Here is a 24,740-nt window from a genome sequence, read left to right as displayed (position 1 = left end):
CAGGCAATTCCCGTCCATGACTGCACTACCATTACAACGAACACATGATGAATGCGCGTTTGACGCTGACTGGCATCACCAAGAAATATCCCTCCGTGGTGGCCAATGACGGCGTGAGCCTGACGGTGCAACCCGGCGAGATCCATGCGGTGCTGGGGGAAAACGGCGCCGGCAAGTCCACCCTGATGAAGATCATCTATGGCGCGGTCAAGCCCGATGCCGGCCAGGTGCTCTGGAATGGCAGCGAAGCGAGGATCGCCAATCCGGCCGCGGCCCGCCAGTTGGGCATCGCCATGGTGTTCCAGCATTTCTCGCTGTTCGACACCCTGACCGTGACGGAAAACATCGCGCTCGGCCTGCCGTCCGACACCAAGCTCGACACCCTGGCCGCCCGCATCACCGAAACCGCCAGCCAGTACGGCCTGGAACTGGAGCCGCAGCGCCATGTGCACACCCTGTCGGTGGGCGAGCGGCAGCGGGTGGAGATCGTCCGCGCGCTGCTGACCAGGCCGCAGTTGCTGATCCTGGACGAGCCGACCTCGGTGCTCACGCCCCAGGCGGTGGAAAAGCTGTTCGGCACGCTGCGCCAGCTGGCCTCGGAAGGCTGCAGCATTCTGTACATCAGCCACAAGCTCGACGAGATCCGCGCGCTGTGCCACACCTGCACCGTGATGCGCGGCGGCCGCGTGACAGGCGTGTGCGATCCGCGCCAGGAAACCGCGGCCAGCCTGTCGCGCATGATGATCGGTTCCGAGCTGCCGCATGTCGAAAGCCGCAGCCATACGCCCGGCGCTGCGCGGCTGGTGGTGAACCGGCTGTCGCTGGCGAAAAGCCATCCCTTCGCCACTGAGTTGCAGGACATTTCCTTCGAACTGCTGGCCGGCGAGATTCTCGGCGTGGCCGGCGTCTCGGGCAATGGCCAGCAGGAATTGCTGGCCGCGCTGTCGGGCGAGGACCCGCGCGCCGCCCATGACGCGATCCGCCTCGACGGCCGTCCGGTCGGGCGCTTCAATGCGGCCCGGCGGCGCGACCTGGGCCTGGGCTTCGTGCCGGAGGAAAGGCTGGGGCGCGGCGCGGTGCCTGAGATGTCGCTGGCGGCCAATGTGCTGCTGTCGCACCAGGGGCCGGCCACGGTGGGCATGGGCATGATCAAAAACGGTGCGATTGGCACAATGGCCGCTTCGATCATCGACCGTTTCCGGGTCAAGGCTGGCGGGCCGCAGTCCCTGGCCAAGAGCCTGTCGGGCGGCAACCTGCAAAAATTCATTGTTGGCCGCGAAGTGGTGCGCCAACCCAAGGTGCTGATCATCGCTCAGCCGACCTGGGGTGTGGACGTCGGCGCGGCCGCCCAGATCCGCTCGGAACTGATCGCCCTGCGCGACGCCGGCTGCGCGGTGCTGGTGATATCGGAAGAACTGGATGAACTGTTTGAAATATCGGACCGGCTCATGGTGATCGCCAAGGGCCGGATGCGCGCGCCAGTGCCGGCGCGCAGCGTGAGCCGCGAGCAGATCGGCTTGTGGATGAGCGGCATGGAGCAGGCGGAAACCGTGGCGGAGCGCAATCATGCTTAGGCTCGAACCGCGTCCCGCGCCGTCGCGCCTGATGTCGTGCGCCTCGCCGCTGCTGGCGGTGCTGCTGACCACGCTGTGCGGCGCCATCCTGTTTTCCCTGCTGGGCAAGAATCCGCTGGCCGGCCTGTCGGTATTCTTCTGGGAGCCGATCAAGAACCTGCGCGGCTGGACCGAGATCGGCGTCAAATGCACGCCGCTGATCCTGTGCGCCATCGGCTATGCGATCTGCTACCGCTCGTCGGTGATGTCGATCGGCGCCGAGGGCATGCTGGTGGCCGGCGCCATCGGCGGCGGCGGCATGGCGCTGCTGCTGGACAAGGGCGGCAATGGCGGCGCCGCGATGATCGCCATGATCGTGGTCGCCGGCATGCTGGCCGGCATGGCCTGGGCCGGTCTCACCGCCTTGCTCAAGGACCGCTTCAACACCAATGAAATCCTGGTCTCGCTGATGCTGGTATATGTCGCCCAGCTGCTGCTGAGCTACCTGGTGACCGGCCCCTGGAAAGATCCGATGGGCTTCAACTTCCCGCAGTCGAAGATGTTTTCCAGCGGCCTGCTGCTGCCGACCCTGGTGCCGACCACGCGCCTGAACCTGGGCTTCGTGTTCGCGCTGCTGGCGGTGCTGGCGGGCTGGGTATTCATGTCGAAAAGCTTTGCCGGCTTCCGGCTGCAGGTTGGCGGCATGGCGCCGGCCGCGGCGCGCTACGCCGGCTTCTCGCAGCGCAAGGCCTTGTGGATGACGCTGCTGATCAGCGGCGCGGCTGCGGGTCTGGCCGGCACGATCGAGGCGATCGGCCCGGTCGGCCAGCTGACGCCCTCGATGTCGCCCGGCTATGGCTTTGCCGCCATCATCGTCGCCTATGTCGGCCGGCTGCACCCGGTGGGCATCCTGTTTTCCAGCTTCATCATGGCGCTGTTCTACATCGGCGGCGAACTGGCGCAGTCGCGGCTGGGCTTGCCAAGCGCGATTACCGGCGTGTTCCAGGGCATGCTGCTGTTCTTCCTGCTGGGCGCCGACGTGCTGATCGGCTACCGCGTACGCCGGAGTAAATAGATGGATACCTTTCTGCTGTTGCTGGCCCCGGCACTGGCCGCCACCATCAATGCCGGCACGCCGCTGATGCTGGCCGCCTTTGGCCTCCTGGTCAATGAAAAGGCCGGCGTGCTGAACCTGGGCGCGGAGGGCATGATGCTGCTGGCCGCGATTGCCGGCTTTGCCGTCACCATCGCCACCGGCAGCGCCACGCTGGGCTTCGTGGCCGGCGCGCTGGGCGGCATGGCCGCGGCCGGCTTCTTCGCCGTGCTGGTGCTCTGGCTCAATACCAACCAGTACGCCACCGGCCTGGCGCTGTCGATCTTCGGCGCCGGCCTGTCGGCCTTTGTCGGCATACCGTACACCGGCCTGAGCCTGAAGACGTCCAGCATGGCGATTCCGGTGCTGTCCAAGATTCCCTTCATCGGTCCGGTGCTGTTCAACCATCACCCCATGGTCTATATCGCGCTCGTTCTTTGTGCATGGCTTGCCTGGTTTCTGAACCACAGCCGCACCGGTCTGGTGCTCCGGGCTGCCGGCGAGTCGCCGGAGTCGGCCCATGCGCTGGGGTACAACGTGCGCCGCATCCGCCTCTTGGCGGTGCTGTTCGGCGGCGCCTGCTGCGGCCTGGCCGGCGCCTACCTGGCGCTGGTCTATACCCCGATGTGGCAGGAGGGCATGACCGCCGGCAAGGGCTGGATCGCGCTGGCGCTGACCACCTTCGCCTGCTGGAAGCCATGGCGGGTGGTGGCTGGCGCGCTGCTGTTCGGCGGCGTCACCATCCTGCAGTTGAACCTGCAGGGCCTGGGCATTGCGGTGCCGTCGCAGATCATGGCGATGCTGCCCTATGTCGCCACCATCGTGGTGCTGGCCCTGATCTCGCGCAATCCTGACTGGATACGCCTGAATATCCCGGCATCGCTGGGCAAGAACTTCAATCCGAACGCGGCGTGAGTGTTTTGACACGATCTGGCGTAAAATTTGCTACCGGAAATATTCTGGTTTTTTTGTTTGACTCTCGCTCTTCACCTTGGGGAATTTTTTATGTTTGACCTGAAAAAACGCAGCACGCTCAAAGCCGGCCTGCTGGTGGTTGCATCGTCGATGATGCTGGCCGCCTGCGGCGAAAAGACCGAAACCAAGACGGCGGCCGCGCCCGCCGCCGCGCCTGCGCCGGCCGCTGCGCCTGCCAGCGGTCCGCTGAAAGTGGCTTTCGTGTACGTCGGCCCGGTGGGCGACGGCGGCTGGACCTTCGCCCATGACCAGGGCCGCAAGGCGGTCGAGGCTGCGTTTGGCGACAAGATCCAGACCACCTTCGTCGAGAAAGTGCCGGAAAGCTCGGACGCCGAGCGCGTCTTCCGTGACCTGGCCAGCCAGGGCAACAAGCTGATCTTCGGCACCACCTTCGGCTACATGGAGCCGATGCTGAAAGTGGCCAAGGATTTCCCGGATGTGAAGTTCGAGCACGCCACCGGCTACAAGACCGCGCCCAACATGGCCGTCTATGAAACCAAGACCTATGAAGGCGCCTACCTGGCGGGCGTCATCGCCGGCAAGACCACCAAGTCCAACAAGCTGGGCGTGGTGGCTTCCTTCCCGATTCCGGAAGTCATCCGCAACATCAATGCCTTCACCCTGGGCGCGCAGTCGGTCAATCCGAACGTCACCACCCGCGCGGTCTGGATTTCCTCCTGGTTCGACCCTGCCAAGGAGCGCGACGCCGCCATGACCATGATCGGCCAGGGCGTCGACGTGCTGATCCAGAACACTGACTCGCCGGCAACCCTGCAGGCTGCCGAAGAGAAGGGCGTCAACGCCTTCGGCTGGGATTCGGACATGTCTTCCTACGGCCCGAAAGCCCACCTGGGCTCGGCCATCATCGACTGGGCGCCCTACTACAAGCAGGCGGTCCAGTCCGCGCTGGACGGCAACTGGAAGAATGGCGAAACCTGGTGGGGCGTGAAGGAAAAGTCGATCAACCTGGTGAATGTGAATTCGTCGGTATCGGAAGAAGCCAAGGCCGCGATGGAAGCCAAGAAGGCGCAACTGGCTGAAGGCAAGGCTATTGTCTTCGCTGGCCCGCTGGTCGACCAGTCCGGCAAGGAAATGGTCCCGGCCGGCAAGGAAGCCGACGTCGGCATGCTCAAGGGCATGAATTTCTACGTCAAGGGCGTGGAAGGATCGATTCCGAAGTAAGGAAAGCTGCGCTCCTTGTCCGTGCCGTCCAGTGCAAGCTGGACGGCATTTTTTATGGAGGAGCCGAAGCCGGGTTACACGTCGTAGGGTGGAATACCCCGAAGGGGCATTCCACGAAACCGTCGCTCAAGGGCAATGTCCGATATTCCTGCCGGCATTAGCGACCACGTGTGATGCCCTTCGGGCATCACACCCTACGAAAAGCGGACAGCCAAACAAAAAGCCCCGCTGGATCAGCAAGGGCTTTTCGCATTCGCGCGGCTGGAAGCCGCGCTGACGAACAGTAATCCGCGGCTTACGCCAGATTCTTGTTCGCGAATTCCCAGTTCACCAGGTTCCAGAAGTTTTCCAGGAACTTGGGACGGGCATTGCGGTAGTCGATGTAGTAGGCATGCTCCCAGACGTCGCAGGTCAGCACCGGCTTGTCGCCGGTGGTCAGCGGCGTGCCGGCATTGGAGGTGTTGGCGATATCGACCGAGCCGTCAGCCTTGGCCACCAGCCAGGTCCAGCCGGAACCGAAGTTGCCGACGGCCGACTTGGTGAACTCTTCCTTGAACTTGTCGAACGAGCCCCACTTGGCGTTGATCGCATCGGCGACCTTGCCGGTCGGTGCGTTGCCGCCCTGTGGCGACAGGCAGTTCCAGAAGAAGGTGTGGTTCCAGACCTGCGCGGAATTGTTGAAGACGCCGCCCGAGGACTTGCGGATGATGTCTTCCAGCTGCATGTTTTCGTACTCGGTGCCCTTGATCAGGTTGTTCAGGTTGGTCACGTAGGCCTGGTGGTGCTTGCCATAGTGGTATTCCAGGGTTTCCTTGGACATGTGCGGCTGCAGGGCGTCCATCGGGTAGGGCAGGGGTGGCAGAGTGTGTTCCATGGTATGTCCTTATGGTTTTTGGGTTGAACGTAAATTTGCCAAAACAGCATTGTAAGGCGGATGGCCGTTGGCCGCACTGCCTGTGGAAATGCAACTCATTCGAGCGACGGCTGCACGCTCGACAGCGTCACGTCGGCGCTACCCTCGGCCAGCGTCATCGTCAGCCTTTCATGCGGATTCAGCCCGGCCGGCGACCGGATCACCGCGCCACCGCCATCGGTCACGATGGCATAGCCACGTTCCAGCGTGCGCTGCGGATTCAGCAATTCCAGCTGCGATGCCAGCGCCTGCAGGGCCTGCCGCCGCTGGCGCTGCTCGACACTGACGCGGGCATGCAGCCTGCGGCCCTGATCCTGCATCCGGCGCCGCGCGGCGGCCAGGTCGGGCAACTGCCCCTGGAGCCGGGTTTCAAGCTGCCGCACCGCGAAGCGCGCCATGTTCAGCGGCGTGCGGGTCGCATGGGCCAGCCGCAACTGCATGGCATTGAGCTTCAGGCGCTGATGTGCGGCATAGGTTGCCGGACTGACCAGCCGGTGCGATAGCCAGTCCAGGCTCTGGGAAGCGTCTGACAACCGGCGCCGCATTACACGCCGCATTTCCTGCGCCGTGCCTTCCAGCGACGCCAGCCAGTCCGCCCGGGGCGCGGCCGCCATCTCGGCCGCTGCGGTAGGCGTCGGCGCCCGCAGGTCGGCTGCGAAATCGGCGATCGTGAAATCGGTTTCATGGCCGACGCCGGAAATGACCGGCATCGTGCAACCGGCAATCGCCCTCGCTACCACCTCGTGGTTGAACGACCACAGGTCTTCCATGCTGCCGCCGCCACGGCAGACGAGCAGCACATCGCATTCGGCGCGCAGGGACGCCGTGGCGATCGCCTGGGCGATCTTCTGGGCCGAGCCTTCGCCCTGCACCGGCGCCGGATACAGCACCACGGCTACATGCGGCGCACGCCGCCGCAGCGTGGTCAGCACGTCGCGCAGGGCCGCCGCCTGCAGGCTGGTGACGATGCCGACCGTGCGCGCAAACAGCGGTATCGAGCGCTTGCGTGCCGGATCGAACAGGCCTTCCTCGGTCAGCCTGGCTTTCAGCTGCAGGAAGGCTTCATAGAGATTGCCAATGCCGGCGCGGCGTATCGCTTCCACGTTGAGCTGATAGTCGCCTCTTGGCGCGTACAGCGTTACCAGCGCCCGCACCTCGACCCGGTCGCCCTCGCGCGGCATGAAATCCGCATACTGGGCCCGGCCGCGGAACATCACCGCCCGCACCTGGGCCGCGCTGTCCTTGAGCGTGAAGTACCAGTGGCCGGAGGCGGCGCGGGTGAAATTGGAGATTTCGCCGGAAATCCAGCTGAGCGGAAAGTTGCGCTCCAGCATGCGGCCCACTGCCTGGTTCAGCGCCGAAACGGTCAGCACGGGAGGCGATGCCGACATCGGCTGCGCGGATTGCAGTTCGCTCATGCCCTTACCTTTCCACAGAAAAAAGCCTGAGACATCTGCCTGTCACAAATCATCCAAAAACTCCAGAACTTTATGTAAGTATTTGATTTTATTGGTTATATGGCTGTGCATGTTTCCTGAGCACACAAAAAAATGCCTTTGAAATCAAGCACTTTGCCAGCGCATCCCACGCTTGTTCACAATGTTATCCACAGCGCCTGTGCAAAACTTTCGGGCTTATTATTTTCCTGACAACAATGTCTGCGGAAACTTGCCCACGCAGGGACAACACGTTACATTCCTGCATCCAGCAATTTGCCCCCCAAAACTGAGGAGTTTTTTTTGTTCGCCATTATTCAAGCCGCCGGTTGGCCGATCTGGTTTTTGCTTATCGCTTCCCTGGTGGCGCTCACGCTGATCGTAGAAAGAACATTGTACTTGCGGCGCAACAGAATACTGCCGCCAACGCTGTTGCAGGAAGTGATACGGGTGTACCAGTCCGGAAAGATCAACAGGGAAGTCGTCGACAACCTGTCCCAGAATTCACCCCTTGGCCGCGTGCTGGCCGCCGGCCTGCGCAATGTGAATGCGCCGCGTGAGGTGATGAAGGAATCGATCGAGGAAGCCGGCCGCGGCGCCGCGCATGAACTGGAGCGTTTCCTGACCACGCTGGGCACTATCGCCAGCCTGGCGCCTTTGATGGGCCTGTTCGGCACCATTGTCGGCATGATCGAGATCTTTGGCGCGCAGGATGCCGCCGGCAGCAATCCGGCCCAACTGGCGCATGGCATTTCGGTGGCGCTCTACAACACCGGTTTCGGTCTTGCCATCGCGATGCCTGCCGTCGTCTTTTATCGGCACTTCCGTGCGCTGGTCGACAGCTTTATCGTCGATATGGAACAGCAGGCGGTGAAGTTCGTCGATATCGTGCACGATGCCCGCAAGTAAGCAGCCGCATTAGGAGCCGACCATGAATTTCCGCCGAGGCAAGGCTCGCGACGAGCCCGAAATCAACCTGATTCCTTTCATCGACGTCCTGCTGGTCATCCTGATCTTCCTGATGGTCACCACCACCTACAGCCGCTTCACCGCGCTGCAGGTGACGCTGCCCACGGCAGAGGCTGAAAAAGCCCAGCAGCGGCCGCCCGAAATTCACGTGGTGGTCGATGCCCAGGGGCGCTATGCGATCAACAATGTGCAGATCGCCTATCGCGACGTGGCCGGCCTGGCCGAAGACCTGCGCCGCGCCGCCTCGTCTGCGTCCGGTCCGGGCAAGCCGGACCCGGTGCTGATCATCAACGCCGACGCGCTGGCCACGCATCAGACCGTGATCAACATCATGGAAGCGGCCCGCATCGCCGGCCTGCCGCAGCTGACCTTCGCCGCCCAGTCGGGCGGCACGAAATAGGGCGGCCGTCCGGCCAGGCCGAGCACCGCGTGTCCACCCAGCCTGCCGGCCTGGCGCCGGTTCTGCAACGCATCTGGCAGGGCCGCGGTCCGGCAGCCTGGCTGCTGTTGCCGCTTGCCCTGCTGTTTGGCCTGCTGGCGAGCCTGCGCCGCTGGCTTTACCGGATCGGCTGGCTGAAAGCCGCCCGGCTGCCGGTGCCGGTGCTGGTGGTCGGGAATATCTTTGTCGGCGGCACCGGCAAGACGCCGCTGACGATCTGGCTGGCGCAGCAGTTGCGCAATGCCGGTTATCGGCCAGGGGTGTTATCGCGTGGCTACGGCGCCAATGTAGACGTGCCGCGCCTGGTCACTGCCGGCTCGCTGCCGGAAGAGGTAGGCGACGAGCCGCTGCTCATCGCCAGCCATGCAGGCTGTCCGATGGCGGTCGGGCGCAACCGCGCCGCCGCCGGCGCCATGCTGCTGCAGGCGCATCCCGAAGTCGACCTGCTGCTGCTGGACGACGGCCTGCAGCACTATGCGCTTGCGCGCGACGTGGAAATCATGCTGTTCGACGGCCGCGGCGCCGGCAATGGCTGGATGCTGCCGGCCGGACCATTGCGCGAGCCGCTGTCCCGTCGTCGTGACGTGACCGTCATCAACGGCGCCGGCAGCGCGCCCGGCGTTGCGCCGGATGCATTCCGCATGAGTCTCAGGGGCGACACGGCGGTGCAGCTCGCCCAACCCGCAAGGCGGATTTCGCTGGCGGAACTGGCCGGACAGCGCCCGGCCCCGCGCATCGCCGCCGCCGCCGGCATCGGCAACCCGGAGCGCTATTTCGGCATGCTGGAAGCAGCCGGCCTGCGCTTTTCTCGCCTGCCGCTGCCCGACCACTATGAATTCCATGACAATCCCTTTGCCGGACTGAATGCCGATGTCATCCTGATCACAGAGAAGGATGCAGTAAAATGTCGCCACTCTGAGCCCCTCAGGAACGACCCACGGCTATGGTTCGTGCCGGTCGAGGCCGTCATCGATGTCGCGCTGGCCGACACTATTGTGGAGAAATTACGTGGATTCCCGACTGATAGACATCCTGGTTTGCCCCATCTGCAAACGCCCGCTGGATTATGACAAGAAGGCGCAGGAGCTGATCTGCCGGCCCGACAAGCTGGCGTATCCGATACGGGACGGCATTCCCATCATGTGGCCGGACGAGGCGCGCGACCTGCAGGCGGCAACCCTGGTGCCGTCCGGGCCGGGTCAGCAGGCTTCCAACCATGCCGACTAGGCAGGGCATGGCTTTTACCGTCATTATCCCGGCCCGCCTCGCCTCGACCCGCCTGCCCAACAAGCCGTTGGCCGACCTCGGCGGCAAGCCCATGGTGGTGCGCGTGGCCGAGCGTGCCGCGCTGTCCGGCGCCGCCCGGGTGATCGTCGCGACCGACCATGCCGACATCCTGGCCGCCTGCCGCGAGCATGGCGTGTCCGCCCACCTGACGCGTTCCGATCATCCTTCCGGCACCGACCGAATCGCTGAAGTGGCCGCCGCCATCGGCCTGCCAGCCGATGCCGTGGTGGTAAATGTCCAGGGCGACGAGCCGCTGATCGACCCGCAACTGGTTGCCGCAACCGCCGGCCTGATCAGCGCCGCCGTGCCCATGGCCACTGCCGCCCATCCGATTTCAGCGATGGAAGACGTGTTCAATCCCAACGTGGTGAAAGTCGCGCTCGACCGGAACCAGCGCGCGCTGTATTTCTCGCGTGCCGCCATTCCCTGGCACCGTGACGGCTTTGCTCAATCGACGACAACACTGCCTGCCGGCTATCGGCCACTGCGGCATATCGGCCTGTATGCTTATTCCCAGGCTTTCCTGCAGGCTTATCCCGGCCTGGCCCTGTCGCCGCTGGAACAGATCGAAGCGCTGGAGCAGCTGCGCGTGTTGTGGCATGGCTACCCGATCGCCGTCCATTTGACCGATCATGCGCCCGCCGCCGGAGTCGACACGCCTGAAGACCTGGCCCGGGTGCGTCGCCACTATGACGACAACTGCGCTGCGTCATAGCGGAAAACGATGCAAATGCTGCCGTAGTTGCAAGGTTCTGTGGTAAGTTTCGTGCAAAGTTAATATGGTAAAAGAGACTACCACGGCGTCGCAGGCCGGCCGCCGCAACAGATTTCAAAACTCGTTAGGAAAGATTCATGCGCCTCATCCTCCTGGGAGCGCCTGGTGCCGGTAAGGGCACGCAGGCGACCTTTATCAAAGAGAAGTTCAACATCCCCCAGATTTCCACCGGCGACATGCTCCGCGCAGCGGTCAAGGCAGGCACGCCAATGGGATTGGCTGCCAAGAAAGTAATGGACGCGGGTGGTCTGGTGTCGGACGACATCATCATCGGTCTGGTCAAGGACAGGCTGAAGGAGGCGGACTGCCGGAATGGCTACCTGTTCGACGGCTTTCCACGCACCATTCCACAGGCCGATGCAATGAAGGAAGCAGGCGTGGCGATCGACTACGTGCTGGAAATCGATGTGCCCGACAGCGCCATCATCGAACGCATGAGCGGCCGCCGCGTGCATCCGGCATCCGGCCGCACCTATCACGTCAAGTTCAACCCGCCCAAGGCCGAAGGCCGGGACGACGTTACTGGCGAAGAACTGATACAGCGCGATGACGACCACGAGGACACCGTCAAAAAGCGCCTGGCGGTCTACCACGAGCAAACCGAAGTGCTGGTTGGCTACTACAACAAATGGGCAGAGTCCGGCCAGCCGGGCGCGCCCAAATATCGCAGGATAGAAGGCGTCGGACCGGTCGAGGAAATCCGGGACCGGGCCTTCGCTGCACTGGCGAATTAAATATCAGCAAGGCGGACCAGGTGTCCGCCTTGTTTTTTGCGGCTTTGCCACCGCATGCAGCACAGACTCGGCCAGCCCAGGCACTCCACAAGAACAGGGCAGCGCATAAGTTTCGGTAGCAGGCGTCCACTCATAGCGGCGTCACGGTCCTTGCAACTTTGTCGTGAAATAACAATGGAGGAGTCAACATGGCAGCAGCTTTGGGATTCGCCGTCTTGTGCGGCCTGATCGCGGTGATTTACGGCTTGATGTCGCGTGCATGGATCTTGCGGCAGGACGCGGGCAATGCCCGCATGCAGGATATATCGGCGGCAATCCAGCAGGGCGCCGCCGCCTACCTGGCGCGGCAATATCGCACGATCGGCATTGTCGGCGTGATCCTGTTTCTGCTGATTGCCTTCATTCCCGGCCTCGGCCTGATCACCGCCGTGGGCTTCCTGATCGGCGCGCTGCTGTCGGGCGCCTGCGGCTTCATCGGCATGAATGTGTCGGTGCGGGCCAATGTACGCACCGCCCAGGCTGCCAGCGTCGGCATCCACGAGGCGCTGAATGTGGCTTTCAAGGGCGGTGCGATCACCGGCATGCTGGTAGTCGGCCTCGGCCTGCTGGGCGTGACGCTCTTCTACTGGGTGCTGATCGCCAGCGCGCCGCACGGCGCTGGTTTCACGGTGTCGCAGCATGACATCATCAAACCGCTGATCGGCCTGGCTTTTGGCGCTTCGCTGATCTCCATCTTTGCCCGCCTGGGCGGCGGCATCTTTACCAAGGGCGCCGACGTCGGCGCCGACCTCGTGGGCAAGGTCGAAGCCGGCATTCCTGAGGACGATCCGCGCAACCCGGCCGTGATTGCCGATAATGTCGGCGACAACGTCGGCGACTGCGCCGGCATGGCGGCCGACCTGTTCGAAACCTATGTCGTCACGCTGATCGCCACCATGCTGCTCGGCACCTTGATGCTCAATGGCCTGGAGACGCAGGCGGCGCTCTATCCGCTCCTGCTGGGCGCGGTGTCCATCCTGGCTTCCATTGTCGGCTGCTCGCGGGTGAAATATCTGCCAGGCAAGAAAATCATGTCGGCGCTCTATGTCGGCCTGTGGATTTCAGCCGTGCTGTCGCTGATCGGCTTCGGTATCGTCACCTGGCTGGTCATGCCGCCGGAACTGCGGGTGCCAATGATGGGATCCGCCGTGGTGGGCATCGTGCTGACCGGGCTGATGGTCTACATCACCGAGTACTACACCGGCACCGAGTACAAGCCGGTCAAGCATATCGCCGCCGCTTCCACGACCGGGCACGGCACCAACATCATCGCCGGACTGGGCGTGTCGATGAAGTCCACCGCCTATCCGGTGCTGGCGGTCTGTGCCGCCATCGTGGTCTCGTACACCCTGGGCGGCCTGTACGGCATTGCCATCGCGGCAACCTCCATGCTGTCGATGGCCGGCATCATCGTCGCGCTCGATGCCTATGGGCCGATCACCGACAATGCCGGCGGCATTGCAGAGATGTCCGGCATGCCGGAGGAAGTGCGGGCCGTCACCGATCCGCTGGATGCGGTGGGCAACACCACCAAGGCCGTCACCAAGGGCTATGCGATCGGCTCGGCCGGCCTGGCCGCGCTGGTGCTGTTTGCCGACTACACCCATGCGCTCGACAGCGCCGGCATTTCGGTCGCCTTCGACCTGTCCGACCCGGCTGTCATCGTCGGCCTGTTCATCGGCGGCCTGGTGCCCTACCTGTTCGGAGCGATGGCGATGGAGGCGGTCGGCAGGGCGGCCGGCGCGGTGGTGGTCGAGGTGCGGCGCCAGTTCCGCGACATCCCCGGCATCATGGACGGCTCCGGCCGGCCGGAATACGACAAGGCGGTGGACATGCTCACATCGGCCGCGATCAAGGAAATGGTGCTGCCCTCGCTCTTGCCGGTGATCGTGCCCATCCTGGTTGGCATGCTGCTGGGACCGGCGGCGCTGGGCGGTGTGCTGATGGGCGCAATCGTCACCGGCATCTTTGTCGCGATCTCCATGACCACTGGCGGCGGCGCCTGGGACAATGCCAAGAAGTACATCGAGGAAGGCAATCATGGCGGCAAGGGTTCGGAGGCGCACAAGGCTGCCGTCACCGGCGATACCGTGGGCGATCCCTACAAGGACACCGCCGGCCCGGCAATCAATCCGCTGATCAAGATCATCAACATCGTGGCACTGCTGATCGTGCCGCTGCTGCCGGTGACGGTAGTGGAAACCAGCGCCGCAAGGCCGGTGGCCGCGCCACATGCTCTTGCAGTAACTGCCCAGCCGGGCTTGCCGCGTTGACGGTAATGCTGCCTTAAGCCGGCAGCCTTAAATCGAAGCGCACCGCCAGCAGCCGCATCACGCAGGTCACCGCGATGCCGGCGCTGACGGTGAGGCTTTCCGGCGCATTGATCTTGTCCAGCAGCAGCGCCACCCAGCAGCCAAAGAACGCACAGGTTGCATACAGCTGGCCACGCCGCAGCACCAGCGGAATTTCATTGCACAGCACATCCCGCAGCACGCCGCCGAAAATGCCGGTGATCACGCCCATCATCACGCAGACGAACAGGGGCATGCCGGCATCTTCGGCAATGGACGTGCCGAGCACGCTGAACAGGCCCAGGCCGAGCGCATCCGCCACCAGTATGAATTTTTCCGCGCGGCCCGAACTCAGGTGACGAGTGAATGGCGTGATCACCAGCGCCAGCGCAAAGATCAACAGCACATATTCCTGGCGTTCCACCCAGAACAGCGGGCGCTGGTCCAGCAAGAGGTCGCGCAGCGTGCCACCGCCGAAGGCAGTGATGAAACCGACGGTAAAAATGCCCACCATGTCCATTTCACGGCGCCGGGCTTCGATGAAACCCGACATGGCAAAGGCGACGATGCCCAAGACCTCGATTGCCTGAAGCAGGGTGCTGAGATTGACCTGAATGGTGAGTGCCATGCTGTTTCCGGAATGCCAGGGTTGCGATGGCGTGCATTATAAAAGTCGTTACCTATGATCTTGGTGGCTAATTTCCGCATCGTTTCATTTCTCCGTTGCATTTTTTGTTATTCAAATAAAAATCGCTACAATCCGCTGGTTGACGTTAACGTCAATCGTGCAGGTAATCCAACCTGTTCCATCCCCAGAGAGGACAAGATGCAGATTCAGGAGAACGTATTCATCATCACCGGCGGCGCTTCAGGGCTGGGCGCCGCCACCGCGCGGATGATTGTGGAAAATGGCGGCAAGGTTGTCCTGGCCGACGTGCAGGTGGAAGCCGGTGAAAAACTGGCGGCTGAGCTGAATGGCAAATTCGTGCGTTGCGACGTCACTTCGGAAGCCGACGGCAAGGCCGTGGTGGAAGCGGCGCTGGCAATGGGCAGGCTGTGTGGCCTGGTTAACTGCGCTGGCGTGGCCCCGGCCGTCAAGACGGTGGGCAAGGATGGCCCGCACCCGCTGGAAGTCTTTCAACGCACGGTGAATATCAATCTGGTTGGCACCTTCAATATGTCGCGCCTTGCCGCGGATGCGATGGCCAAACAGGAAGCCAGTGCCGAGGGTGAGCGCGGCGTGATCATCAATACCGCTTCGGTGGCTGCCTACGATGGCCAGATCGGCCAGGCGGCCTATGCATCGTCCAAGGCCGCAGTCGCTGGCCTGACCCTGCCCATGGCGCGCGACCTGTCCCGCAATGGCATCCGGGTGATGACCATCGCGCCAGGCATCTTCGAAACGCCGATGCTCCTGGGCATGCCGCAGGAAGTGCAGGACGCGCTGGGCCGCATGGTGCCATTCCCGCCGCGCCTGGGCCGCCCGCATGAATATGCGCACCTCGCCAGGACCATCATCGAAAACACGATGCTCAACGGCGAGACGATAAGGCTGGATGGCGCTATCCGCATGCAGCCCAAGTGATCCTGCTTAGCTGTCTGGCAACGTCGTCCCGTCCTGTCAGGGCGCTGCTGCTGGCCGCGCTGCTGGGCAGCTGCGCCTCGCCCGACGGCTGGCCTGGCCGCGACGCCAGTCTGATGGCGCCGGAAGCTGCGTCGGGCTATGTCGACAAGCCGGGATGGTATGCGCGCAGCTTCATGGTGTCGGCCGCCAATCCGTTGGCGGTCGATGCCGGCTACGAGATCCTCAGGCAGGGCGGCTCGGCGGTGGATGCCGCCATTGCGGTGCAGATGGTGCTCGGCCTGGTCGAGCCGCAGTCATCCGGCCTGGGCGGCGGCAGCCTGATGCTGCATTTCGACGGCAGGCAGCTGCGCGCGCTCGATGGCCGTGAAACCGCCCCGGCCGCCGCCGACGAAAGATTATTCCAGGATGCCGGCGGCAAGCCTGTGCCTTATTTTGACGGACTGATCGGCGGGCGCTCGGTCGGCGTCCCCGGCATGCTGCGCATGCTTGAACGGGCGCACCAGCAGCATGGAAAACTGCCCTGGGAAACATTGTTTGCGCCGGCAATCAGGATGGCGGAGCAGGGCTTCGAGGTTAGCCCGAGGCTTGCCAAACTGCTGCGCGAGGACCCTTATCTCAGGCAGGATCCGACTGCGGCAGCGTATTTCTATGATCAGTATGGCCAACCGTGGCCAGCCGGCCACCTGTTGAGAAATCCCGCGTTGGCGGCGGTGATGCGGCGTGTCGCCACGGAAGGCGCGGATGCCTTTTACAAGGGCGACATCGCGCGTGACATGGTCAGCAAGGTGAGACTGCATCCGCGCAATCCGGGAAGCCTCAGCGCGGAGGATATTGCAGGCTACCAGGCCAGGGAGCGTGAACCACTCTGTACCAGCTATCGCATCTGGCGCGTCTGCGGCATGCCGCCGCCGTCCTCCGGCGGACTGGCCGTTGCCCAGATACTGGGCATACTGGAAACCACGAATATTGCCAGCCTCGCGCCCGACAGCGCTGGCCTGAATGCCCAGGCAGTCCACCTGTTCAGCGAAGCGGGCCGGCTTGCCTATGCAGACCGCAGCCGCTATGTGGCCGATCCGGACTTCACGCCAATTCCCGGCGGCGTTGCGTCGTTGCTTACCAAACGCTACCTGGCGCAACGCGCCGCCCTGATCGGCGAGCGCTCCATGGGCACGGCGCTGCCCGGCAAGCCGGAAGGCACGCAGGTGGCCTGGGGCGATGATGCCTCGCCTGAGTTACCCTCGACCACCCATATTTCCATCGTTGACCGGGATGGCCAGGCGGTTGCCATGACCTCGACAGTGGAAAGCGCGTTCGGATCGCGCCAGATGGTGCATGGCTTCCTGCTCAATAATGAACTGACTGATTTTTCCTACGCATCGGCGGATGACGCCGGCCCGGTTGCCAACCGGGTGCAGGGCGGTAAGCGACCACGTAGTTCAATGGCTCCTACTATGGTGTTCGATCGCTCATCAGGGAAATTGCTGTTGCTGGTGGGATCCCCAGGAGGGGGCTATATCATCAATTATGTTGCTAAAACCCTGGTCGGCGTGCTGGACTGGCGCCTGGATGTCCAGCATGCGATCAGTCTCCCGAACTTTGGCAGCCGGAATGGCCCCACGGAACTGGAACGCGGCCGGTTTTCCAGCGACTTCATCAGTTTGCTGAAGCAAAAAGACCATCAGATCAGGCTCGATGAACAGACTTCCGGCCTGCAGGCAATCATGCGTGTGACCCGGAATGGCGAGGAAGTCTGGTTCGGCGGCGCCGACCCACGTCGTGAAGGTGTGGCGCGCGGCGATTGAAGCCTGATGTGGATGCCTGCCTGAAATTCACGACAGAGCCGTTTTCAGATGATCCATGTGCGCAGTTCGCTCAGGTCGAACCATCTCCAGTTGCTTCCTACAAACTGTACGGGTAACCTTGAAGCCGGTTCTTCCCACCTGTCCGCCTGCGCAAAACCTAACATGCCCTTGTTTTCAATGAGAATTTTTATTCGCCAAGTAGTGACCCTGCTTTTTGGCATGTTGCTCGCATCGGGTGTTGCAGCACGTACAAGCCAGGGTGGCGATGTGGTTTTCGTTTCCGAACTGCCTGCCGAAGCACGTCACACGCTACAACTGATCAGGCAGGGTGGGCCATTTCCACATGACAAAGATGGAGCGGTATTTGGCAATTATGAAAGGCTTTTGCCAAAACAAAACCGGGGGTATTATCGTGAATTTACCGTAACGACCCCAGGTGCGCGAAACCGTGGTGCCAGACGCATCATTGCTGGTGGGGAATTAAATAGTCCACGGGAGTTCTATTACACAGAAGACCATTACGCGTCATTCCGACGCATTCAAGAGTGAGAAGTGAATATTTATACCCTTATGGTTCCGGAGAAAGGTCCGCAGTTGATGCCAGAAGCGCCAGCAGAAGCGAGCTTGTTCCAGACCGTTCCACCGAACGTGGTGCAGTCGATCCGTGCTTTCCGTGTCACTGAACTTCAGGCGGAGGCGGCCAGGCTGGGCCAGCATTTTCTCTATGCCTATTGCGGCGATGCAACAACGAAGCAGCAAGTACTGACAACAATTGCCGAGGCATTCCATTTTCCACGGCATTTTGGCAAGAATTTCGATGCCTTGTCCGACTGCCTGACCAGTCTTGTGTACAAGGCAGGTCGCCAATTCGGATTTCTTGTTGTTTTGGAGCAGCTGCCCAATACGCAAAAATTTGACCGCGAGGCGCGTGAAACCCTGCTCGACGTGTTTCGTGATGCAGCGGATTTCTGGGCTGAAAAGAAAGTGCCTTTCCGGGTTTTCTACTCTTTCCAGTAAAGTTTTCCCGACTTCGCCCGGTGAGCCGAGCGCGAAATGCGCGCAGGTCGTCATGTACAATGCGCGCCATGAAAAGTATCGTCATTCTTATTTCCGGACGCGGCAGCAATATGGAAGCCATCGTGCAGGCCGCACGGAAGGGAAACTGGCCGGTCCGTATTGCCGCGATCATCAGCAACCGGCCTGATGCGCCGGGCCTGGCATATGCCCGGCAACATCAGATTCCTGCCGTAACTGTCCCGAGCAGAAATTATCCTGACCGAAATTCGTTTGATCGTGCACTGAAGCATGAAATTGACCGTTTTTCGCCAGATTTCGTGGTGTTGGCCGGTTTCATGCGGATATTGACTGCCGAATTTGTCGCACATTATGCAGGGCGCATGTTCAATATCCATCCGTCCCTGCTACCGAGCTTTCCTGGATTGCATACCCACCGACAGGCGCTGGAAGCAGGTGTCAAGCTCCATGGCGCTACCGTCCATTTCGTGACTGCCGAGCTTGATCATGGGCCTATTGTTGCCCAGGAAGCGGTACCGGTTTTTCCTGATGACACCGAAGAAACCCTGGCGGCGCGCGTGCTGGAGGTGGAGCATCGTCTCTACCCCGCAGCGTTGCTGGATGCGGTTGAAGGACGGCTTTCCATCAGCAATGGCTGCGTGCGCGTTGCCCCCAAACTCGAAAACCATTTGACCTTGAAAGAATCCGCATGAGGCTGCCTCCCGCCCTGATCGGCCATACCGAGGAAGTCCTGCGGGAAATCCTTCGTTTTACTGCACCGGCCGACAACACCCTATCCCGTTATTTTCGGGATCATCCCCGACTCGGCAGCCGCGAGCGCGGCGTGATTGCCGAGGCAGTCTACGGACTGCTGCGCAACAAGCTGGTCTACACCAGTTTTGCTGAATCGGGCCAAGGTCCGAGCATGCGCCGGCTGGCCTTGCTGGGCCTTGCCGATGCAGCTGGAGCAGACGCGCTGGGCGGCCTGTCTCCAGAGGAAACCGATTGGCTGGATCGGGTGATGCAAATCGACCGCAACATGCTGCCGGCTGCCTTGCGTGCAAACTTGCCGCAGTGGCTGTATGACCGCTTGCTTCTGCGTTTCGGGGAGGAAGAAGCGCAGAAGCTGGTGCAGACCCTGAATACCCCGGCGCCGCTGGACCTGCGCGTCAACAGCATCAAGGCCAGCCGGGAGCAGGTAATTGCCGAGCTGGCTGAAGCGCCGATTCTGGCCGAGCCGACGCCTTACGCGCCGCTCGCATTGCGGGTGCGGAAAAAGCCGGCACTGCAGAATCTGCCCCTGTTCAAGACTGGCGCGATTGAAGTGCAGGACGAAGGCAGCCAGATTCTGGCGCAGATACTGGGCGCGCGCCGCGGTGAAATGGTGGTGGATTTTTGCGCCGGCGCTGGCGGCAAGACACTTGCGCTGGGTGCGATCATGCGCAACACCGGTCGGCTGTATGCATTTGATATCTCCGAAAAACGCCTGGCGAAATTGAAGCCCCGGATGGCGCGCAGCGGTCTCTCGAATGTGCACCCGGTTGTTATCGCGCATGAGAACGACGCCAAGGTCAAGCGTCTCGCAGGGAAGATAGATCGCGTACTCGTTGATGCGCCTTGTAGCGGGCTGGGCACCTTGCGCCGCAATCCGGACGTGAAATGGCGCCTGAGACCCGAATCCATCACTGAACTCAATGCCAAGCAAATTTCGATTCTGGAAGGCGCCGCGCGCCTGGTGAAAGCCGGCGGCCGCCTTGTGTATGCAACTTGCAGCATCATGGAAGAGGAAAACGAGTCCATCGTCCGCCAGTTCCTGGAAAAGAATACATCGTTCCAACTTGTTCCCATGCAACAAGTGTTGGATGAGCAAAAAATCCCATTGGAAATGGGAGATTTCCTGAAACTGCTTCCCCATCTGCACCAGACTGACGGCTTTTTCGCTGCCGTGCTAGAACGAAACAAGTAGCCTCGTTACTTCAAGAATGCGCTCAGTTGACCCCTTCCAATTTGCCGGGTACGCTCAGCGCCATCCTTAATCGTTCCCTGCAGAAATAGATGACGCTTTCGTTTTCCTGGCTTGATCTATGGTCAGAAGTGCGTATTGCCAGCTTTATTTGGCAGGCGGTGACGATTGCCGCTTCCATTCTTCTTTCCCTCCTGGTTTCTCGAGTGGTAGTGCATTGGGGCTCTGCACAGAGTCGAACGGGGATTGTGGAGGATAACCAGTCCCGTTTAGTCCTTCCCATGTTGTGGCCCATAGCTGCCTTTGCCATTCTGGCGGCATCCCGCATGGCGTTTCTCAAATGGCAGGCAGCGCCTTTATTGACGCTTGCCCTGCCAGTCGTGGGCTCCCTAGCGCTCGTACGGCTTGTGTTCTATCTGCTGCGACGCGTGTTCATGCGCAACGGAAATGCTGGCGGCTTGCTGCTTGCCTTCGAAAAGGTGTTTGCCGCGCTTGTCTGGCTAGGTCTTGCGGTACACCTGACAGGCCTGTGGCCCGACCTGATCGCCTATCTTGAACATACTTCTATTCCAACCGGACGCCACCAGACCTCGTTGCTGGTGATTATTCAGGCCATTGCATCGATTGGCGCCACGCTTATCCTTGCATTATGGCTAGGCGCTGTGCTGGAAGAGCGACTGATGAAAGTCGGCACCATCCATTCCTCAGCCCGCCTGGTGATGGCCAGAGCCGGACGAGCAAGTCTCATTCTTGTTGCCATTTTGCTCAGTCTTTCGCTTGCCGGAATCGATTTAACTGTACTTTCCGTGTTTGGCGGTGCGCTTGGTGTCGGTATAGGCCTTGGTTTACAGAAGATCGTCAGCAGTTATGTATCAGGGTTCGTTATCCTGCTTGAACGAAGTATGGCAGTGGGCGATATGGTGTCCGTCGCAACTTTTTACGGGCAGGTAACGCAGATCAATACCCGCTACACGGTGATCCGTAGTCTGGATGGAATAGAGACGGTGGTGCCAAACGATATTCTTATCTCAGGCGCAGTACAGAATCATTCGCTGAGTGACCGGAAGCTCAGGGTGGCTACCCAGGTAACGGTAGCCTATGAAACAGATGTAGAGAGTATCCTGCCCAAACTGATTGATGCTGTTCGCGGAATACCCCGCATATGCCAGGACCCGGCACCACATGCCTTGCTGACGGGTTTTGGCCTGAACGGCCTGGAACTGGAATTGGGATTCTGGATAGAAGACCCGGAAAACGGAAAAGGCAATTTGTTGTCCCTCGTTAACCGGTCAATTTGGCGGGTTTTAAACGAAGAAAACATAAGAATTCCCTATTCACAACATGAGATCAGGATGGCAACCGGTGCGCCACAATCAACTCTCCCCCCAGAACTTTCATCCATAAAGCAATAAAGCGCGTAAAATACCGGACAAAATTCAATAAATGCGGCTAATCCAGACCCCGGATCATGACCGCCAGGGATGAAAACCTCCCGCCCATCAACTTTGGAGCCTGAATGATTCTGAATGCAGTTTTGGACTTTCTGTCGAATGGCCTGACCCGTGCCAGCGCATGGCAAATCGTCATCTATACCCTCGTCGTTACGCATATAACGATTGCCGGCGTGACGATTTACCTGCACCGCAGCCAGGCGCACCGCGCACTCGACTTGCATGCTATCCCCAGCCATTTTTTCCGTTTCTGGCTCTGGATGACTACGGGCATGGTCACCAAGGAATGGGCGGCAATTCACCGCAAGCATCACGCCAAATGTGAAACCGAGGAGGATCCGCACAGCCCTGTAACCCGTGGCATCAAGAAGGTGTTGCTCGAAGGCGCCGAGCTGTACCGCGCGGAATCAAAAAATCATCAGACCATGGAGAAGTACGGCCATGGCACCCCTGACGACTGGATTGAACGCAACCTCTACACCAAGCACAGTGCGCTTGGCATTGTTCTGATGCTCTTCATCGACCTTGCCCTGTTTGGCATCGTTGGCCTGTCTGTCTGGGCAGTGCAGATGCTGTGGATTCCCGTAACCGCCGCCGGCATCATCAATGGCATCGGGCACTACTGGGGCTACCGCAACTATGACTGCAATGATGCGGCTACCAATATCTTCCCGATCGGTATCCTGATTGGCGGTGAGGAACTGCACAACAACCACCATACCTTCGGTACCTCGGCGAAGTTGTCGTCGAAGTGGTACGAGTTCGATATTGGCTGGATGTATATCCGGATTCTGGAAACCTTCGGTCTGGCAACCGTGAAAAAGGTGGCGCCGGCGCCGAAATTCGACAGCGGCAAGCGTGTCGCAGACCTGGCCACGTTGCAATCCATCGTATCCAACCGCTATGACGTGATGGCGAAGTACACCAAGTCCATCCGTCTTACCTGGCGCGAAGAAATTGTCCAGATCCGCAGCAAGACCGAAATGGGTAGCGATGCATTGCGCCGCTCGCGCAAGCTGCTGCAAAAGGAGCCTGCCAAGCTGGAAGCGCCGCAGCGTCAGCAGCTGAGTGAGTTGCTTGCACATAGCAAGGCGCTGAAGACCATGCATGACATGCGTGCCGAATTGAGTGCCCTCTGGGAGCGGTCGCATTCCACCAGTGACCAGCTGCTGCACCATCTGCAGGACTGGTGCCGCCGCGCCGAATCGTCCGGCATCCGTTCGCTGCAGGAGTTTTCGCTACGGTTGCGCAGCTATGCCTGAGTAGCACTGGAAAGCACTGCATTAGAAAAGCCCGGTTCGCCGGGCTTTTTAATTTTCGTGTGATTTTAAAAAAAATTTAACAGGAAGCTGGATACGCAGGCGAAAAAAAACCCGCAAGCCATTGCGGGTTTTTTTATGGATGCCAGATCGATTACTTGATCTTGGTTTCCTTGTATGCAACATGCTTGCGGGCCTTGGGATCGAACTTCATGATCTCCATCTTTTCCGGCATGGTGCGCTTGTTCTTGGTCGTGGTGTAGAAGTGACCCGTGCCTGCAGTCGATTCCAGCTTGATTTTGTCGCGGCCTTTGGTAGCCATGATGATTCCTTTACTGTGGGATTAGACTTTTTCGCCACGGGCGCGCATATCGGCCAGAACGGCATCAATGCCGATCTTGTCGATGATACGCAGGCCAGCGTTGGACAGGCGCAGGGAAACCCAACGGTTTTCCGACTCCACGAAAATGCGACGGTTCTGCAGGTTAGGCAGAAAGCGGCGCTTGGTCTTGTTGTTTGCATGGGAAACGTTGTTGCCGACCATCGGCTTCTTCCCGGTGACTTGGCATTGACGTGCCATGTTTCACTCCTTCAAATATTTCCGAAATTGGAAAAAACGAGAGTATATCGAAAAAAAGTCGAATATTCAACGACTTGCGAAAAACAATTGTTTCTCATTTATTCTTCAATATTTAACATTGCAGCAGATCGCTTTTTACAGATCCCCATGCTCTACGAAAGAGTAAATCTGGCGACCTGCGACAATGAGATGGTCGAGTACCCGTACCTCCATCAGGCCCAGGGCGTCGTTCAGCAGATGCGTGATTTCGTGGTCCTGGCTGCTCGGTAGAGCTTCGCCAGAAGGGTGGTTATGGGCCAGGATGCAGGCAGCTGCATTGCAATGCAAAGCCGCCCGTACCACTTCACGGGGATGTACTTGAGCCCGCGTCAAGGTGCCACGAAACAATTCCTCGCACGCAATGACGCAGTGTTTCGTATCCAGAAAAATCACAGTAAAGCTTTCATATGGAAGTGTGGCCAGACGCAACTGCAAATAATGCCGAACAGCCAGGCTGCTGGTCAGGGCAGAACCATGCTTGATTTCTTCCAGTGTCGTGCGGCGCGCCAATTCCAGTACTGCCTGCAACTGGGCAAATTTCGCCGGACCCAGTCCCGGAAGCTTGCAGAATTCATGCACGGCAGCATTGCAGAGCGCATGTAGCGACCCAAAGTGCAGCAGCATGCGCTGGGCCAGCTCAACGGCGGAGCAACCCGGAAGGCCTGTGCGGAGAAAGATCGCCAGCAGTTCTGCATCGGACAGGGTGTGGGCGCCGAGCGCAATCAGTCTTTCCCGTGGCCGCAGTGCTTCCGGCCAGTCAGCAATTCCCATGTTTTGACTTTCATGCAGGGGTGCTTCGATCGGTGCAATCGCCACGAGTCGGCGCGAGTGGCTGCGGTGGCTTAAAATGGCGGATTATTTTGTCTGGCGGAAGCTCATGGAAAATTTAACACAGCCAGTCGTGGGCCCAGGAGCCTATCTGACGCTGCATTATCGACTCGCGTCGCAGGATGGCAACGACATCGTTACTACCTTCAACGGGAATCCAGCCACCCTGCAACTCGGCACGGGCCAGCTTGCGCCATTTCTGGAAGAACGCCTGATCGGCCTGGCCGATGGTGCCGAGCAAAGCTTTACGCTGGCGCCGTCCGAAGCATTTGGCGACCGTAATCCGGAACTGCTGCAGCGGGTTTCCCGCGCTACGCTTGCTGAAAACTCCCAGCTCGGCGAGGAATACAAGGCAGGGGACGTGGTTGAATTCGCGGCACCGGGCGGTGGCCGCTTTGCCGGGGTGCTGCTTGAAATCAATGCTGATGATGCGCTTTTCGATTTCAATCACCCGCTGGCGGGCCAGACGCTGCGCTTTGACGTACGCATCATCGGCATACTCTAGCGTTGGCGGCAGCGGACAGCGCGTTTTT

26 protein-coding genes are annotated in these 24,740 nt (G+C 60.6%); 20 read left to right on the top strand and 6 right to left on the bottom strand.

What is annotated here, in order from left to right:
* Positions 1-47 precede the first annotated feature (47 nt).
* The 4 genes from KTQ42_RS10185 to KTQ42_RS10170 all read left to right on the top strand — a co-directional run bounded on the left by KTQ42_RS10185 (position 48) and on the right by KTQ42_RS10170 (position 4,803).
* The gene (locus KTQ42_RS10185; protein WP_217346902.1) at positions 48-1,574 is read left to right on the top strand and encodes an ABC transporter ATP-binding protein; all 1,527 of its coding nucleotides are present in this window, start codon (positions 48-50) and stop codon (positions 1,572-1,574) included.
* Positions 1,567-2,628: an ABC transporter permease gene (locus tag KTQ42_RS10180; RefSeq protein ID WP_217345392.1), complete on the top strand. Its 1,062-nt coding sequence runs from the start codon at positions 1,567-1,569 to the stop codon at positions 2,626-2,628. The genes KTQ42_RS10185 and KTQ42_RS10180 overlap by 8 nt, the downstream gene beginning before the upstream one ends.
* 12 nt (positions 2,629-2,640) lie before the next feature.
* Positions 2,641-3,561 (top strand): ABC transporter permease, encoded by a 921-nt coding sequence (locus KTQ42_RS10175; protein ID WP_217346901.1) that lies wholly within the window; start codon positions 2,641-2,643, stop codon positions 3,559-3,561.
* 90 nt (positions 3,562-3,651) lie between these two features.
* On the top strand, positions 3,652-4,803 hold the full coding sequence (locus KTQ42_RS10170; protein WP_217345391.1) for a BMP family ABC transporter substrate-binding protein: 1,152 nt from the start codon (positions 3,652-3,654) through the stop codon (positions 4,801-4,803).
* 295 nt (positions 4,804-5,098) lie between these two features.
* Here KTQ42_RS10170 and KTQ42_RS10165 read toward each other — a convergent pair whose 3' ends face one another.
* Entirely contained in the window at positions 5,099-5,677 is a 579-nt protein-coding gene (locus KTQ42_RS10165) for a Fe-Mn family superoxide dismutase (protein ID WP_217345390.1), read from the bottom strand.
* A 95-nt stretch (positions 5,678-5,772) separates the two neighbouring features.
* Positions 5,773-7,134, bottom strand: coding sequence for an exodeoxyribonuclease VII large subunit (gene xseA, locus KTQ42_RS10160; RefSeq protein WP_217345389.1), 1,362 nt, complete (start codon positions 7,132-7,134; stop codon positions 5,773-5,775).
* 321 nt (positions 7,135-7,455) lie between these two features.
* Here xseA and KTQ42_RS10155 point away from each other — a divergent pair, with 321 nt between their 5' ends.
* From KTQ42_RS10155 to KTQ42_RS10125, 7 genes are all read left to right on the top strand, one after another.
* Positions 7,456-8,061, top strand: a complete 606-nt coding sequence (locus KTQ42_RS10155; RefSeq protein ID WP_217345388.1) for a MotA/TolQ/ExbB proton channel family protein — start codon at positions 7,456-7,458, stop codon at positions 8,059-8,061.
* 22 nt (positions 8,062-8,083) lie between these two features.
* Complete coding sequence (locus KTQ42_RS10150) at positions 8,084-8,521, top strand: biopolymer transporter ExbD (RefSeq protein WP_217345387.1); 438 nt, start codon at positions 8,084-8,086, stop codon at positions 8,519-8,521.
* A gap of 29 nt (positions 8,522-8,550) precedes the next feature.
* Positions 8,551-9,630 carry a tetraacyldisaccharide 4'-kinase gene (lpxK, locus tag KTQ42_RS10145; protein WP_217345386.1) on the top strand — a complete coding sequence of 360 codons (1,080 nt, stop codon included), beginning with the start codon at positions 8,551-8,553 and terminating at the stop codon, positions 9,628-9,630.
* On the top strand, positions 9,569-9,787 hold the full coding sequence (locus KTQ42_RS10140; RefSeq protein WP_217345385.1) for a Trm112 family protein: 219 nt from the start codon (positions 9,569-9,571) through the stop codon (positions 9,785-9,787). Before lpxK ends, KTQ42_RS10140 begins: the two co-directional genes overlap by 62 nt.
* Before the next feature lie 7 nt (positions 9,788-9,794).
* Entirely contained in the window at positions 9,795-10,562 is a 768-nt protein-coding gene (gene kdsB, locus KTQ42_RS10135) for a 3-deoxy-manno-octulosonate cytidylyltransferase (protein ID WP_217346900.1), read from the top strand.
* A 137-nt stretch (positions 10,563-10,699) separates the two neighbouring features.
* Positions 10,700-11,356 carry an adenylate kinase gene (adk, locus tag KTQ42_RS10130; protein WP_217345384.1) on the top strand — a complete coding sequence of 219 codons (657 nt, stop codon included), beginning with the start codon at positions 10,700-10,702 and terminating at the stop codon, positions 11,354-11,356.
* Positions 11,357-11,544: 188 nt separating this feature from the next.
* Positions 11,545-13,668, top strand: a complete 2,124-nt coding sequence (locus KTQ42_RS10125; RefSeq protein ID WP_217345383.1) for a sodium-translocating pyrophosphatase — start codon at positions 11,545-11,547, stop codon at positions 13,666-13,668.
* 13 nt (positions 13,669-13,681) lie between these two features.
* On the opposite strand, the gene KTQ42_RS10120 is transcribed toward KTQ42_RS10125, so the two are convergent.
* A complete protein-coding gene (locus KTQ42_RS10120) occupies positions 13,682-14,314 on the bottom strand; it encodes a trimeric intracellular cation channel family protein (RefSeq protein WP_194712311.1) in 633 nt (210 codons plus the stop codon).
* A 198-nt stretch (positions 14,315-14,512) separates the two neighbouring features.
* Here KTQ42_RS10120 and KTQ42_RS10115 point away from each other — a divergent pair, with 198 nt between their 5' ends.
* The 8 genes from KTQ42_RS10115 to KTQ42_RS10080 all read left to right on the top strand — a co-directional run bounded on the left by KTQ42_RS10115 (position 14,513) and on the right by KTQ42_RS10080 (position 22,763).
* Positions 14,513-15,271, top strand: a complete 759-nt coding sequence (locus tag KTQ42_RS10115; RefSeq protein WP_217345382.1) for a 3-hydroxyacyl-CoA dehydrogenase — start codon at positions 14,513-14,515, stop codon at positions 15,269-15,271.
* A 59-nt stretch (positions 15,272-15,330) separates the two neighbouring features.
* Positions 15,331-17,073 (top strand): gamma-glutamyltransferase, encoded by a 1,743-nt coding sequence (gene ggt, locus KTQ42_RS10110; protein WP_249222906.1) that lies wholly within the window; start codon positions 15,331-15,333, stop codon positions 17,071-17,073.
* Between the two features lie 162 nt (positions 17,074-17,235).
* The gene (locus tag KTQ42_RS10105; protein WP_249222709.1) at positions 17,236-17,622 is read left to right on the top strand and encodes a ribonuclease; all 387 of its coding nucleotides are present in this window, start codon (positions 17,236-17,238) and stop codon (positions 17,620-17,622) included.
* Positions 17,623-17,631: 9 nt separating this feature from the next.
* Positions 17,632-18,090: a barstar family protein gene (locus KTQ42_RS10100; protein ID WP_349292167.1), complete on the top strand. Its 459-nt coding sequence runs from the start codon at positions 17,632-17,634 to the stop codon at positions 18,088-18,090.
* Positions 18,091-18,158: 68 nt separating this feature from the next.
* Positions 18,159-18,800, top strand: a complete 642-nt coding sequence (gene purN / locus KTQ42_RS10095; protein WP_217345381.1) for a phosphoribosylglycinamide formyltransferase — start codon at positions 18,159-18,161, stop codon at positions 18,798-18,800.
* On the top strand, positions 18,797-20,053 hold the full coding sequence (locus KTQ42_RS10090; protein ID WP_217345380.1) for an RsmB/NOP family class I SAM-dependent RNA methyltransferase: 1,257 nt from the start codon (positions 18,797-18,799) through the stop codon (positions 20,051-20,053). The genes purN and KTQ42_RS10090 overlap by 4 nt, the downstream gene beginning before the upstream one ends.
* A gap of 89 nt (positions 20,054-20,142) precedes the next feature.
* Positions 20,143-21,462, top strand: a complete 1,320-nt coding sequence (locus tag KTQ42_RS10085; protein ID WP_217345379.1) for a mechanosensitive ion channel domain-containing protein — start codon at positions 20,143-20,145, stop codon at positions 21,460-21,462.
* 104 nt (positions 21,463-21,566) lie between these two features.
* A complete protein-coding gene (locus KTQ42_RS10080) occupies positions 21,567-22,763 on the top strand; it encodes an acyl-CoA desaturase (RefSeq protein ID WP_217345378.1) in 1,197 nt (398 codons plus the stop codon).
* A gap of 151 nt (positions 22,764-22,914) precedes the next feature.
* Here KTQ42_RS10080 and rpmG read toward each other — a convergent pair whose 3' ends face one another.
* The 3 genes from rpmG to radC form a co-directional block, all read right to left on the bottom strand.
* Positions 22,915-23,082: a 50S ribosomal protein L33 gene (gene rpmG, locus KTQ42_RS10075; protein ID WP_194712305.1), complete on the bottom strand. Its 168-nt coding sequence runs from the start codon at positions 23,080-23,082 to the stop codon at positions 22,915-22,917.
* Positions 23,083-23,103: 21 nt separating this feature from the next.
* Positions 23,104-23,340: a 50S ribosomal protein L28 gene (rpmB, locus tag KTQ42_RS10070; RefSeq protein WP_194712304.1), complete on the bottom strand. Its 237-nt coding sequence runs from the start codon at positions 23,338-23,340 to the stop codon at positions 23,104-23,106.
* 135 nt (positions 23,341-23,475) lie between these two features.
* Positions 23,476-24,150 carry a DNA repair protein RadC gene (radC, locus tag KTQ42_RS10065; protein ID WP_217345377.1) on the bottom strand — a complete coding sequence of 225 codons (675 nt, stop codon included), beginning with the start codon at positions 24,148-24,150 and terminating at the stop codon, positions 23,476-23,478.
* Between the two features lie 106 nt (positions 24,151-24,256).
* Here radC and KTQ42_RS10060 point away from each other — a divergent pair, with 106 nt between their 5' ends.
* The gene (locus KTQ42_RS10060; protein WP_217346896.1) at positions 24,257-24,712 is read left to right on the top strand and encodes a peptidylprolyl isomerase; all 456 of its coding nucleotides are present in this window, start codon (positions 24,257-24,259) and stop codon (positions 24,710-24,712) included.
* Positions 24,713-24,740 lie beyond the last annotated feature (28 nt).

The organism is Noviherbaspirillum sp. L7-7A (assembly GCF_019052805.1).
GTDB lineage: Bacteria > Pseudomonadota > Gammaproteobacteria > Burkholderiales > Burkholderiaceae_D > Noviherbaspirillum_A.
This window is presented reverse-complemented; position numbering and strand designations above follow the sequence as displayed.

Coding starts and splice junctions, on each gene's coding strand:
- KTQ42_RS10180 (WP_217345392.1), top strand. CDS start 1,567: ATGCTTAGGCTCGAACCGCGTCCCGCGCCGTCGCGCCTGATGTCGTGC.
- KTQ42_RS10115 (WP_217345382.1), top strand. CDS start 14,513: ATGCAGATTCAGGAGAACGTATTCATCATCACCGGCGGCGCTTCAGGG.
- adk (WP_217345384.1), top strand. CDS start 10,700: ATGCGCCTCATCCTCCTGGGAGCGCCTGGTGCCGGTAAGGGCACGCAG.
- radC (WP_217345377.1), bottom strand. CDS start 24,150: ATGGGAATTGCTGACTGGCCGGAAGCACTGCGGCCACGGGAAAGACTG.
- KTQ42_RS10060 (WP_217346896.1), top strand. CDS start 24,257: ATGGAAAATTTAACACAGCCAGTCGTGGGCCCAGGAGCCTATCTGACG.
- rpmB (WP_194712304.1), bottom strand. CDS start 23,340: ATGGCACGTCAATGCCAAGTCACCGGGAAGAAGCCGATGGTCGGCAAC.
- rpmG (WP_194712305.1), bottom strand. CDS start 23,082: ATGGCTACCAAAGGCCGCGACAAAATCAAGCTGGAATCGACTGCAGGC.
- KTQ42_RS10170 (WP_217345391.1), top strand. CDS start 3,652: ATGTTTGACCTGAAAAAACGCAGCACGCTCAAAGCCGGCCTGCTGGTG.
- purN (WP_217345381.1), top strand. CDS start 18,159: ATGAAAAGTATCGTCATTCTTATTTCCGGACGCGGCAGCAATATGGAA.
- KTQ42_RS10165 (WP_217345390.1), bottom strand. CDS start 5,677: ATGGAACACACTCTGCCACCCCTGCCCTACCCGATGGACGCCCTGCAG.
- KTQ42_RS10185 (WP_217346902.1), top strand. CDS start 48: ATGAATGCGCGTTTGACGCTGACTGGCATCACCAAGAAATATCCCTCC.
- KTQ42_RS10120 (WP_194712311.1), bottom strand. CDS start 14,314: ATGGCACTCACCATTCAGGTCAATCTCAGCACCCTGCTTCAGGCAATC.
- KTQ42_RS10090 (WP_217345380.1), top strand. CDS start 18,797: ATGAGGCTGCCTCCCGCCCTGATCGGCCATACCGAGGAAGTCCTGCGG.
- xseA (WP_217345389.1), bottom strand. CDS start 7,134: ATGAGCGAACTGCAATCCGCGCAGCCGATGTCGGCATCGCCTCCCGTG.
- KTQ42_RS10105 (WP_249222709.1), top strand. CDS start 17,236: ATGCCCTTGTTTTCAATGAGAATTTTTATTCGCCAAGTAGTGACCCTG.
- KTQ42_RS10085 (WP_217345379.1), top strand. CDS start 20,143: ATGACGCTTTCGTTTTCCTGGCTTGATCTATGGTCAGAAGTGCGTATT.
- KTQ42_RS10125 (WP_217345383.1), top strand. CDS start 11,545: ATGGCAGCAGCTTTGGGATTCGCCGTCTTGTGCGGCCTGATCGCGGTG.
- KTQ42_RS10080 (WP_217345378.1), top strand. CDS start 21,567: ATGATTCTGAATGCAGTTTTGGACTTTCTGTCGAATGGCCTGACCCGT.
- kdsB (WP_217346900.1), top strand. CDS start 9,795: ATGGCTTTTACCGTCATTATCCCGGCCCGCCTCGCCTCGACCCGCCTG.
- KTQ42_RS10150 (WP_217345387.1), top strand. CDS start 8,084: ATGAATTTCCGCCGAGGCAAGGCTCGCGACGAGCCCGAAATCAACCTG.